This is a genomic window from Citreicoccus inhibens, from assembly GCF_019039035.1.
GTDB lineage: Bacteria > Myxococcota > Myxococcia > Myxococcales > Myxococcaceae > Citreicoccus > Citreicoccus inhibens.
Genome location: NZ_JAHNZT010000007.1, coordinates 270747 through 282074, shown reverse-complemented (window position 1 = coordinate 282074; position 11328 = coordinate 270747). Strand labels below are relative to the sequence as shown.

The following is an 11328-nucleotide window of genomic DNA, read 5'->3' as shown; positions in this document are numbered from 1 at the left end:
TGTTGGTTGTGGCGCCTCAGGAGTCCGACGAGATTCCCGAGTACCAGAAGCTGTGGCCCTGGCTGGGCGAGATGCTGGCGGAGAAGAAGCGCGCCACCACCAAGCAGTCGTGATGTCACGGTCGTGACATCCTGGGCGCCGGCCGCGCGACTCACCTCGCGGCCGGCGTTCGCGTGACTACGGGGCGGAAGGCACCTCGCCGGTGAGCACGCAGAGCAGGACGTCCGGGTCGCACTTCACGGGGAACAGCGGGTTGATGCCCGAGCCCCGCAGGCGCCCCACGTTGAAGTCCGCGTACGGGTCGCAGAGCGTGTCATCCGCCTTCCCCGTCTTGCTGTTGCGGCACGACACCACGGGCCAGATGCCCTTGGCGCTGTACTCCGCCGTGCAGCCGTTCTCCGTGTAGCGCAGCTCCGCGGTGAACTGCGTGCCGGGAATCTCCGGCGTGTTGTAGATGCGCAGGTTGGACCACGCATACTCGAAGCTCTGCGCGGGCAGCGCGGGAGGGCCGCCGTCCGGAAGCGTGCCGCCGTCCGCCAGCCCGGGGGCCGAGGAGGGCACCTGGAGCCGGGCCGTGCTCAGCGTGGGCACCTCGCAGAAGTGGTCCGCCCCGGGCTCCGCGGTGCTCAGCGGGCCCACCGAGTAGAGCGTGTGCGCCGCGTCGGGGTCCGGCCTGGAGGCGTAGTCCTCGGAGAGCTTGCCCATGCGCGCGCTGCGCACGCCCACGGTGTCCGGGGCGCTCGGGTCCTGGCTGAAGAACTTCTGCATGCCCACGGCTTCTGGCTTGAGGTGCGCGCAGGCGAGGTCCGGGTTCTGCCCCGGCTTGAGCGTGTACGAGGTGGTGAACGAGCCGGTGGCGCCGTCGATGACGGCGCGGGCCACCACGCACTGCGGCTCGGGCGCGTCCGTGTTGCAAGCCACCACCGCGATGGCCGCCGCCGCGACGCCCGCGCTCAGTCCCAACAATCGAAGTTTCATGTGGAGTCGTGTCCTTGCGGGAGCCGAGGCTAGAAGCTCAACTTCGCGCTCAGTCGGATGACGCGCGGCGCCTGGTACTCGTTGGGGCGCTTGAAGTTGGGGTTGATGTCGGACGTGCCGATGGGCGCGTTGGTGGACGTGGAGATGACCTTGCACGCGCCCTGGGTCTCCTCGTGCGCGCAGGCGGTGAGGTCCTCGGGCTTGCCGCCCTGCTCAATGGCATACACGCGCGTGAACGTGAAGGTCTGGTCCACGCTGGTGTACTGCTGGAAGTTGAAGAGGTTGAAGACCTCGAGCGAGGCGGACAGCACGTAGGGCCCGGAGAGTCGCCGGGCCACGCCCACCACCGCGTCGATGTCATGCACCCAGGGCAGCCGGCCCGCGCTGCCACGCGGGAGGATGAACGTCTCCGAGCCGCTGCGGCGCGGGTGCGCGCCCAGGTAGTTGAGCGGCGCGCCCGAGCGCGTCCGGTAGTAGGCGCCCAGGTTGAATTGGGTGTTGCGGTCCAACTCGAACTCGCGGCCCGCCATGACCTTGATGGAGTGTGTGCGGTCTCCGGGCAGCGGGCCCTCGCGGTTGTACGTGAGGGAGAGCAGGTCGAAGTCGCGCGTCAGGTTGGGAGACAGCTGGCCCGTGTCCGCGCGGAACAGGCCCGAGTAGTTCCCGCGCAGCGTGGACCACGTGTAGCTGGCCTGGGCCAGCCATCCGCCCGTGAAGGCCTTGTTGTAGTAGAGGCTCACCGCGTCGTAGTCGCGGCGCGCCACCGGGAAGTCCGAGGAGAAGCCCTTGCCCGGGTTGCCAATGAAGAACGTGTTGCCGTCGTCGCGGCTCATGTCCTCGATGACGTTGTTGAGCGAGCGGCGCGTATAGGACAGGCCCACGCGGCCGAGCAGCACCTCGTACTCCGCGCCGATGACGAACTCGTCCACCGACTGCGGCTTGATGTTCGGGTCGACGGGCACGCGGTCCCCGCCCTGCGCATCCCAGTACTGGTTGGGGCTCTCGCGGTTGCCCAAGGGCTGGCCGCTGCGGGTGGGCACGCACGTGGTGAGCCGGCCCGTGGCGTCGCTCGGGTTGCAGGGCGGCGCGTCGTAGGTTGCGGACAGGAGCTGCTGCTGCGGGAAGGACAGGTCCGCCATGTCCAGCGGGACGTTCTCGTAGAAGCGGGCGTAGTTGACGAAGACCTTGCTGCGCCCCTGCTGGGTGAAGTCGTAGATGAGGCCCACGCGCGGCGACCACTGGTTGGGCAGGTACAGGCCCACCTTGTCATCCAGGCCCCAGATGGTCTGCGCGTCGTAGCGAACGCCTGCGTTGACGGTGACCTTGTCGAGCACGGACCAGCTGTCTTGCACGAAGCCGCCCACCGTCACGGACGTGGAGGTGCCCTCCTTCTCCGCGAGGAACACCGGCTGGTCCGGCCCCTCCAGATAGCCGTACTGGTTGAGGCTGAAGAAGCACGAGCCATCCGTGCACTCCTGCCAGGGCGTGAGGCCGGTGCGCGCGCGCTTGTTGTAGAAGCTCAGCCGCTCCATGTCGAAGCCGGCCTTGATGACGTGGTGGCCCAGGCCCTCCACGAGCCCCGTGGCCAGCACCTTGCCCTGCACGCGGTCCAACCGCTGGGTGCTGATGGTGCCGGGGCCGCCCGTCGTGTAGCTCGTGACGGGGCAGCGCAGCCGGCGCTCCTCGGGCGTGGTGCCGCAGGCGTCCGCGTCGGGCAGCTCCTCGAACTCGTCGATGGTGTGGTAGCCGGGGTTCTTCGTGCGCCGCCAGGAGATGTTGGGCGTGGCGGACAGGCCCTGCCCGCTGGAGATGCCCGAGCCATCCGACGGGAGGATGGAGTCGCTCTGGTGGTGCCAGCCGAACGTCGCGTCCACCAGCAGCTTCTTGTCGAAGAACGAAGAGGCGTCCTTGGCCACCAGGTCCAGCGCGCCATTGTTGCGCTGCGTGGCGATGGAGCCATACGCGCCCTGCACGTACGCGGTGCAGGACAGGCCCAGGCACACCTCGGGCGCGCCGTCCGCGCTGAAGGAGTACTTGCCCTGTCCACCGGAGGCGCGCGGCGCGCCGAACACGGAGAGCGACACGTTGTGGTTGGGATTGAAGAGGTACGTCAGCTTGGCCACGTACTGGAGGCTGCGCTCGTCCGCGAAGCGCGACGTCTTGGTGCCCTCGATGGGCGTGGCCAGCGAGTAGCCCGTCTCCAGGTCCTTGCGCTTGGCGTCCTTCTTCGCGCAGCCCTGGTCATCCGGCCCCTCGCAGATGTCATACGCGTTGAGCTGCCGGTCCACGCGGATGCGATTGAAGGACGGCGAGGCGCCCACGTAGAACCAGAGCCGGTCCTTGATGATGGGACCGCCCAGGTCGAAGCCGAGGCTGCCCAGGTTCACGGGCGTGCCCTGCGCGGAGATGACGCTGCCTTCCTGGCGGATTTCCGCCGTGGACGCCTGGAGCGCGCCTGGGGCGAAGTAGGTGAAGACGGAGCCGTGGAACTCGTTGGAGCCGGACTTCGTGACGACGTTGAGCACGCCGCCCGTGGAGCGCCCGTACTCCGGCAGGTAGCCGCCGGTGATGACGTTGACCTCTTGCACGAAGTCCACCGACAGCGGCGTGCCCAGCGTGCCCACGCCCGGGTTGTTCACCGACAAGCCATCCACCACGTACTGGCTCTCCGGGGACGTGCTGCCGCTGACGCTGACGCCGTAGCGGTCCGACTGCGCCCCCGGGGCCAGCTCCGCCAGCGACTCGAAGGAGCGCGAGGCCGCGCCCTTGGTGCCGGGCCGGATGACGGCCACGTTGCGCAGGAACTGCTGGTCCACGCTCACGCCTGAGCTGCTGGAGCCCACGTCCACCGTCGGCGGTGCGCCCACCACCACGCGTTCCTCGGTGATGGAGGAGGGGAGCAGCTCCACGTTGAAGCGGATGGTGCGGTCCAGCCGCAGCACCAGCCCGTCGCGGGAGTAGGGCTGGAAGCCGTCTCGCTCCACGCGCACGGTGTACGTGCCGGGCGGAAGCTGCGGCACGCGGTACAGACCGCTGGCGTCGGTGACGACATCCCGCGCTCCCTGGAGTTGGGGCGACGTCACCGTCACCACCGCGTCCGCCAGCGGCGCGTGGCCACCGTCCGCGCTGACCACGGTTCCGATGATGACCGAGGCGCCCTGGGCCAACGCCCCGACACCCCATAGCAAGACCGCGAGACACAGCCCGCGGGCGAGACCTGCACGTTTGGACAAAGCCAACCCTCCCTCGAACCAGCGGGGTCAACTCTGTCTCAAGACGTGAAAAGTCGAAAAGAGGTAATCAGCGAGATTTCTCCGCGAAGGGTCAGAAGCCGCGGAGGGCGCCTCCGTCGCAGGCGATGGACTGGCCGTTGATGTACGCGGCGGGCTCGGAGGCGAGGAAGGCGACCAGGGCGCCGAACTCCTCGGGGCGACCCAGGCGGCGCGCAGGAATCTGAGGGGCGACCTTCTCGTCGGTGAGGCCCAGGTCCTTCATGCGGTCCGTGGCGTGGTAGCCCGGCAGCGCCGCGTTGACGGTGATGCCGTGCGGGCCCACCTCGTTGCTGACGGTCTTCACCAAACCGAGGAGGCCGGCGCGCAGGCCGTTGGAGATGGTGAGGTTGGGCAGCGCCTCGCGGGCGGCGGTGGAGGTGACGAGCACGATGCGCCCCCAGCCCTGGGCCTTCATGCCGGGCAGGGCCTCCTGGATGCTGTCCACCGCGGTCATCCACAGGCTCTGGAAGCCCGCCTGCCATTGGGTGTCGGTGATGGACTCGATGCCGCCGGGGGGCGGGCCACCCGAGTTGATGACGAGGATGTCCACGCCACCCAGCTTCGCCACCACTTCGCGCACCAGCGCGCGGGCGGCTCCGGGCTGGGACAGGTCGCACGGGACGGCGAGCGCGGCGCCCATCGCCTCGGCCGTGGCCTGGAGCCGGTCTCCTCCGCGCGCGCAGAGGGCCACGGTGGCGCCTTCCTTCACCAGCGCGGTGGCGCACGCGCGCCCCAGGCCGGCCGAGGCTCCCATCACCAGCGCCCGTCTACCCTTCAGTCCGAAATCCATCCGCGTTCTCCTTCATGAAGGGCACCATCCGGGCTCGGATGAGCTGGCCGGCGCGCGTGAGGTCCACGTCCTCGGGGCGATTCAGGTCTCGCGCCAGCTCGGACACGATGCCGCTGGCGAGCGCGCCCAGCTCATAGGCGAGCCGGTACGGCACGCGGCTGAAGCTCACCAGTGAGTAGCGACTGAGGAACTCTCCTGGGAAGGCGTTGAGCAGCACCTTCTCCACGCCCTTCTCCAGGAGGAAGCGCGGATCCGCCGTGCTGTCGCGCATCTCGATGAAGTTCTCCACCGCCATGTCCGCGATGGCGTCCGCGTTCGTCTTGCGCAGCCGCTCGAACTCCGCGAAGGCGCTGTCCCACGAGGCGTGCCGGTCCAGACACGCCTCCAGCACGGTGCAGTCCTCGAAGCCGCAGTTCATCCCCTGGCCGTAGAAGGGGACGATGGCGTGGGCCGCGTCACCCAAGAGGAGCGTGCTTCCACCCGCGCGCCACTGCGGCGACTTCACCGTCACCATGTACCCGGTGGGCCGGGCGAAGAACGCCTCCACCAGGTCGGGGATGAGCGCACGCGCGTCCGCGAACTGCTCCTGGAAGAACGCCTCCAGCCGCTCGGGCGTGTCGAGCGAGGCGAAGCTCACCGGCCCCTGCCATGGGAGGAACAGCGTGCACGTGAAGCTGCCGTCCTCGTTGGGCAGCGCGATGAGCATGTACGTGCCCCGCGGCCAGATGTGCAGCGCGTGCTTCTCCATCTGGAAGCGCCCGCCCGCGAGCGCGGGAATGGTCAGCTCCTTGTAGCCGTGGCCGAGCTGCTCCTGTGACACCTGCGCGTCGGTCCACGAAGCAAGGGCCTGACGCAGCACCGAGCCCGAGCCGTCCGTCCCGAAGAGGACGCCCGGGCGCACGTCGCGCGACGTGCCCGTGCCCTCGTCGAGCACGGTGATTTCGCCCGCCTTCAGGTTCACGCCGCTCACGCGCTGGCGGAAGCGGATGTTCACCCGGCCCGTCTCCTCGGCGCGCGTCATGAGGAACTGGTTGAGCCAGCCGCGCGACAGCGAGTTGATGTGCTGCGAGTCGTCCTTGCCGTAAGGCTGGAAGGTCAGCTCGCCCCGGGGCGAATGAATCATTCGCCCGCGCATGGGGATGGCGTGCTGGAGCGCTTCGTCCTCCAGACCCACCCGCCGCAGCGCGTACAGGCCGCGCGTGGAGATGGCGAGGTTGATGGAGCGGCCCGCCTCCACCGTCTCGCGGCGCATGTCCGCGCGGCGCTCCAGCACTTCCACAGGGTGGCCGCGCCGAGCGAGGTTGATGGCGAGCAGCGAGCCCACCAGCCCCGCGCCCGCGATGGTGACCGCTTCCTTGGGCTCAGCCACGGGCGTGGCCCTCCAGCGTCTTCACGAAGCGGTGGACGTCCAGGAACGAGTTGTAGAGCGCGGTGGGCGCGGCGCGGATGATGTCCGGCTCGCGGAAGTCGCAGATGACGCCCGCGTCGCCCAGCCGCTGGAGCAGCTGCTTCGGCTCGCCCCGGAAGCGCAGCGAGAGCTGGGCGCCGCGCTGTGCGGGGTCTCTCGGCGTGGTGATGCGCACGAAGCCCTCCGGCAGTTGGTCGAGGAGGAACTCCAGGTAGCCCGTGAGCTTCTGACTCCGAGCGTGCAGCGCGGCCATGGTGGCGCGGTCGAACAGCTCCACCGAGGCGCGCAGCGCGGCGAGCTGGAAGATGGGCGGATTGGAGAGCTGCCAGCCCTCCGCGCCGGGGAGCGGGTCGAACGTGGGACCCATCTGGAAGCGGGTGGCCTTGTTGTGGCCCCACCAGCCCTCGAAGCGCGGGAGCTGGGGCGAGCGCGCGTGGCGCTCGTGGACGAACACGCCTCCCAGGCTGCCCGGGCCGCCGTTGAGGTACTTGTAGGAACACCACACCGCGAAGTCCGGCCCGGTGTCATGCAGCGCGAGCTTCAGGTTGCCCGCGCCGTGCGCGAGGTCGAAGCCCACCTGACAGCCCTGCGCGTGCGCCGCGCGGGTGATGGCGGCCAAGTCGAAGGATTGTCCGGTGAGGTAGTTCACGCTGCCCAGCATCACCAGCGCGATCTCCTTCCCGTGTCGCGCCAGCGTCTCCAGGATGTCCTCGGTGCGCAGCGTGGCCTCGCCGTCGCGCGGCTGGAGGAGCATCACGGCCTGCGTGGGGTCCATGCCGTGGAAGCGCGCTTGAGACGCGACGGCGTACTGGTCCGACGGGAACGCGCCCGCCTCGATGAGAATCTTGTAGCGCTCGCGCGTGGGTCGGTAGAACGACACCATCATCAGGTGCAGGTTCACCGACAAGGTGTTCATCACCACGACTTCTTGCGGCTGCGCGCCCACGATGCGCGCGACCTGCTCGGTGAGAAGCTCATGGTAGGGCAGCCACGGATGGCGCCCGTGCACGTGGCCCTCCACGCCCAGCCGCGCCCAGTCCTCCAGCTCCTCCTGGATGTACTGGCGCGCGCGCTTCGGCTGGAGCCCGAGCGAGTTGCCCGCCAGATAGACGGACGGCTCGCCCGAGGGGCTGGGCGGGAAGAGGAACTCGTCGCGGAAGGAGGCGAGCGCGTCCTCGGCGTCCATGCGCCGGGCGAAGGACTCGGTGTTCTCGTAGCGATGCGAAGTCATGGTGCGAAGTCCTCGCGCGAGCGTCCCAGCCACGCCAGGGCGTTCTTCCAGAGCAGGCCCTCGCGCGCGGCGGGCGACAGCTCGGTCAGCGATTCAATCAGGGTCCCGGGCCGCTCTTCGCCCAAGGGGAAGGGATAGTCACTGCCCAGCGCCACCTTGTCGGGGCCGAACAGCTTCACGATGCCGCGCAGCGTGTCCGCGTCGTGCACCAGCGAGTCCACCCAGAAGCGGCCCAGGTACTCGCGCGGCGGCACGGGGTTGTCCACCGCGACGAGGTCCGGCCGCGCCTCGAAGCCGTGCTGGATGCGGCCCAGCGTCCCGGGGAACGAGCCGCCGCCGTGCGCGAACGCCAACCGCAGCTTGGGCAGTCGCTCCATCACGCCGCCGAAGATGAGCGAGCAGATGGCCAGCGACACCTCGGCGGGCATGCCCACCAGCCAGGGCAGCCAATACTTCTGCATCTTCGCCTCGCCCATCATGTCCCAGGGGTGAACGAAGATGGACGCGCCCAGCTCGCTCGCCGCTTGGAAGAACGGGAAGAGGGCCGGGTCGCTCAGGTTCATGTCGTTGACGTGGCTGCCAATCTGCACGCCCACGAAGCCCAGCTCGCGCACGCAGCGCTCCAGCTCGCGCACCGCGCGCTCGGGAGACTGGAGCGGCACGGTGCCCAAGCCCACGAAGCGCTTGGGGTGCGCGCGCACCACCGAGGCCAGGTGGTCATTGAGGAAGCGCGCCAGGTCCTCGCCGTGCTCGGGCTTGGTCCAGTAGCTGAACATCACCGGGATGGTGGAGAGCGCCTGCACGTGCACGCCGATGGCGTCGCACTCCTCGATGCGCTTCACCGGGTCCCAGCAGTTGCTCTCGATTTCGCGAAAGAACTTCCCGTCGTCGCGCAGCATCCGCGCGCGGCAGGGCTGGTGGTGCTCCAGCGTGATGAAGCCGCCATAGCCGTAGCGCTCGGCGAAGCGCGGCAGCTCCGCCGGGAGGATGTGCGTGTGGATGTCGATCTTCATTTCGCCGGCTTGTTCGCCTGGGTGACGCGCGTCCCGCACTGCTTGCAGGTGCAGTGCTCGGGGTTGCCGTAGAAGCGCTGAAAGACGGGCGGCAGCTGCGTCACCAGGTTGGTGACGTGGAGGTACTCTTCATAGAGCGTGGTGCCACACTGGGGGCAGCGCCACAGGAAGCCATCCAGCTCCTGCGGTTGCCGGCGCCGCTCCAGCACCAGCCCCACCGTGCCCGGCGGGCGCTGCGGCGAGTGCGGCACCTTGGGCGGCAACAGGAAGATGTCGCCCTCCTGGATGGGGATGTCTCGGACCTCGCCCTCGTCGATGACGCGCAGGGTGATGTCGCCCTCCAGTTGGTAGAAGAACTCCTCGCCCTCGTTGATGTGGAAGTCCGTGCGCGCGTTGGGGCCGCCCACCACGGTGACCATGAACTCGCGGTCCGCCCACACCTGCTGATTGCCCACGGGGGGCTTGAGCAGGTGGCGGTGCTCGTCGATCCACTTCTTGAAGTTGATGGGCGTCAGGCGTCCCATGTCATTCATCTCCGACGGTGGCGATGCACTTGAGCTCGATGGCGATGGGCGTGGGCAGCCGATTGATTTCGAGCGTGGTGCGGCAGGGCTGCGCGTCCTTGAAGTACTCGGCCCACAGGCGGTTGTAGGTGGGGAAGTCCTTCTTCATGTCGGTGAGGTACACCGTCACGTCCACCAGCCGGTCCCACGAGGAGCCCGCGTCCTCCAGGATGTAGCGCACGTTGCGGAACACCGAGTGGCACTGCGTCTCGATGTCATACGAGGTGATGTTGCCGTCCGCATCCAGCTCCACGCCGGGAATCTTCTTGCTGCCGCGCTCGCGCGGGCCCACGCCGGAGAGGAACAGCAGGTTGCCCACGCGTCGCGCATGGGGATAGAGGCCCACCGGCTCCGGGGCCTTGGACGAGTCGACTCGCTCGCGGGTGCTCACGCATGTCTCCAGGGGAACGAACTCACAGCTTGATGCAGACGTTCTTGGGCTCGGTGAAGAAGCGCAGCGCGTCCCAGCCGCCCTCGCGGCCCACGCCCGAGTCCTTCACGCCGCCGAACGGCGTGCGCAGGTCGCGCAGCATCCAGGTGTTCACCCAGACGATGCCGCTGTGCAGGCCCGCGGCGAAGCGGTGCGCGCGCGACAGGTCCTTCGTCCACACGCTGCCGGCGAGGCCATAGCGCGTGGAGTTGGCCCACGCGAGCACCTCGTCCTCCGAGTCGAAGGGCATGAGGGTGGCCACGGGCCCGAAAATCTCTTCCTGGTTGGTGCGACAGCCCGCGTCCAGGCCCTCCACCAGCGTGGGCTCCACGAACCAGCCCTCGCGGCAGCGGCCCTCCACCTTCGCGCGCTGGCCGCCCGTGAGGATGCGACCACCCTCCTGCTTCGCGAGCGCGACGTAGCCGAGCACCTTGTCGAAGTGCTGCTGCGACACCAGCGCGCCCTGGTCGGTGGTGGGCTCCAACGGGTCACCGACGCGCAGCGCGCGCGTGCGCTCCACGAGGGCGTCCTTGAAGCGCGCGTACAGCGGGCGCTCCACGAAGATGCGCGGGCCGCAGAGGCAAATCTGTCCCTGGTTGGCGAAGGACGAGCGCACGGTGGTGGCGAGCGCCTCGTCGAAGTCACAGTCCGCGAAGACGACGTTGGGGTTCTTCCCGCCCATCTCCAGCGACAGCTTCTTGAACGCGGGCGCGGCCACGCGAGCAATCTCGGCGCCGGTGCGCGTGCTGCCCGTGAACGAGATGGCGCGGATGTCCGGATGGACGCTCATGGCCGCGCCCACCTTGGGACCCAGGCCGTGCACGAGGTTGAGCACGCCGGGCGGCAGGCCCGCGTCACGGCACGCTTGCGCCAGGAGGAACGCCGTCATGGGTGTGACTTCGGACGGCTTGGCCACCACGCAGTTGCCCGCCGCGAGCGCGGGGGCAATCTTCCACGTGAGCAGGTACAGCGGCAGGTTCCACGGCGAGATGCAGCCCACCACGCCGAGCGGCGAGCGCAGCGTGTAGTTGAGCGCCACGCCGTCCATGGCGTGCGACTCGCTGGCGAACTGGGTGGCCGCGTCCGCGAAGAACTCGAAGTTGAGGATGCTGCGCGGGATGTCCACCGTGGACGCGACGGACAGCGGCTTGCCGGTGTCGATGGACTCGGCGCGGGAGAACACGTCCAGGCGGGAGCGAATCGTGTCCGCGAGTCGGCGCAGGTGCCGCGAGCGCTCGGCGGCGGGGAGGGCGGACCAGGAGGGGAAGGCCCGTGCGGCTGCCTCCACCGCGTGGTGCACGTCCGCCTCGTCCGAGTCCGGCACGAGCGCGTAGGTCCGCGCGGTGGCGGGCTCGGGCTTCTCCAGCCAGCCGCCGCCCGTGGCGGGCACCAGCTCCCCACCGATGTAGTTGAGCACCTTCTCCAAGGCCGAGCCCTCCGTCGTGACGCGCCGCGCGATGCGATGACGCGGGCCCGCTTCCCCGAAGTGTCCGGGGCGAGGCTCGCACCCAGCCGTGCGAAGCGCGGCGCAATGTACGCCGCTCATTCATCTGTCACCAGCGATACGACGGTCCGCCGAGGAGCTTCCGGTGTGCGCTGTCGCCTGCCCGCTACTCCGCGCTCCAGAGGAACGAAAGCTCCAG

The 11328-nt window shown here is 69.0% G+C and carries 9 protein-coding genes; all 9 read right to left on the bottom strand.

The window, feature by feature from the left end; all coding sequences use genetic code 11:
• Positions 1-177: 177 nt before the first annotated feature.
• The 9 genes from KRR26_RS12595 to KRR26_RS12555 all read right to left on the bottom strand — a co-directional run bounded on the left by KRR26_RS12595 (position 178) and on the right by KRR26_RS12555 (position 11231).
• On the bottom strand, positions 178-978 hold the full coding sequence (locus KRR26_RS12595; protein ID WP_217079913.1) for a hypothetical protein: 801 nt from the start codon (positions 976-978) through the stop codon (positions 178-180).
• Positions 979-1007: 29 nt separating this feature from the next.
• Positions 1008-4145 (bottom strand): TonB-dependent receptor, encoded by a 3138-nt coding sequence (locus tag KRR26_RS12590; protein ID WP_236068526.1) that lies wholly within the window; start codon positions 4143-4145, stop codon positions 1008-1010.
• 157 nt (positions 4146-4302) lie between these two features.
• Positions 4303-5040 carry an SDR family oxidoreductase gene (locus tag KRR26_RS12585; RefSeq protein WP_217079911.1) on the bottom strand — a complete coding sequence of 246 codons (738 nt, stop codon included), beginning with the start codon at positions 5038-5040 and terminating at the stop codon, positions 4303-4305.
• A complete protein-coding gene (locus KRR26_RS12580) occupies positions 5018-6409 on the bottom strand; it encodes an FAD-dependent oxidoreductase (RefSeq protein ID WP_120204810.1) in 1392 nt (463 codons plus the stop codon). The genes KRR26_RS12585 and KRR26_RS12580 overlap by 23 nt, the downstream gene beginning before the upstream one ends.
• Positions 6402-7679, bottom strand: a complete 1278-nt coding sequence (gene kynU / locus KRR26_RS12575) for a kynureninase (RefSeq protein WP_217079910.1) — start codon at positions 7677-7679, stop codon at positions 6402-6404. The genes KRR26_RS12580 and kynU overlap by 8 nt, the downstream gene beginning before the upstream one ends.
• Positions 7676-8692, bottom strand: a complete 1017-nt coding sequence (locus KRR26_RS12570) for an amidohydrolase family protein (protein WP_120204813.1) — start codon at positions 8690-8692, stop codon at positions 7676-7678. Before KRR26_RS12570 ends, kynU begins: the two co-directional genes overlap by 4 nt.
• The gene (gene nbaC / locus KRR26_RS12565) at positions 8689-9216 is read right to left on the bottom strand and encodes a 3-hydroxyanthranilate 3,4-dioxygenase (RefSeq protein WP_217079909.1); all 528 of its coding nucleotides are present in this window, start codon (positions 9214-9216) and stop codon (positions 8689-8691) included. The genes KRR26_RS12570 and nbaC overlap by 4 nt, the downstream gene beginning before the upstream one ends.
• Position 9217: 1 nt before the next feature.
• Complete coding sequence (locus tag KRR26_RS12560) at positions 9218-9646, bottom strand: RidA family protein (RefSeq protein ID WP_120204816.1); 429 nt, start codon at positions 9644-9646, stop codon at positions 9218-9220.
• A 22-nt stretch (positions 9647-9668) separates the two neighbouring features.
• The gene (locus tag KRR26_RS12555) at positions 9669-11231 is read right to left on the bottom strand and encodes an aldehyde dehydrogenase (protein WP_233576799.1); all 1563 of its coding nucleotides are present in this window, start codon (positions 11229-11231) and stop codon (positions 9669-9671) included.
• Between the last annotated feature and the right edge of the window lie 97 nt (positions 11232-11328).

Bases quoted from the DNA above. Each gene is read 5' to 3' on its own strand.
- KRR26_RS12570 (WP_120204813.1), bottom strand. From the start codon at position 8,692: ATGAAGATCGACATCCACACGCACATCCTCCCGGCGGAGCTGCCGCGC.
- KRR26_RS12595 (WP_217079913.1), bottom strand. From the start codon at position 978: ATGAAACTTCGATTGTTGGGACTGAGCGCGGGCGTCGCGGCGGCGGCC.
- KRR26_RS12555 (WP_233576799.1), bottom strand. From the start codon at position 11,231: ATGAGCGGCGTACATTGCGCCGCGCTTCGCACGGCTGGGTGCGAGCCT.
- kynU (WP_217079910.1), bottom strand. From the start codon at position 7,679: ATGACTTCGCATCGCTACGAGAACACCGAGTCCTTCGCCCGGCGCATG.
- nbaC (WP_217079909.1), bottom strand. From the start codon at position 9,216: ATGGGACGCCTGACGCCCATCAACTTCAAGAAGTGGATCGACGAGCAC.
- KRR26_RS12585 (WP_217079911.1), bottom strand. From the start codon at position 5,040: ATGGATTTCGGACTGAAGGGTAGACGGGCGCTGGTGATGGGAGCCTCG.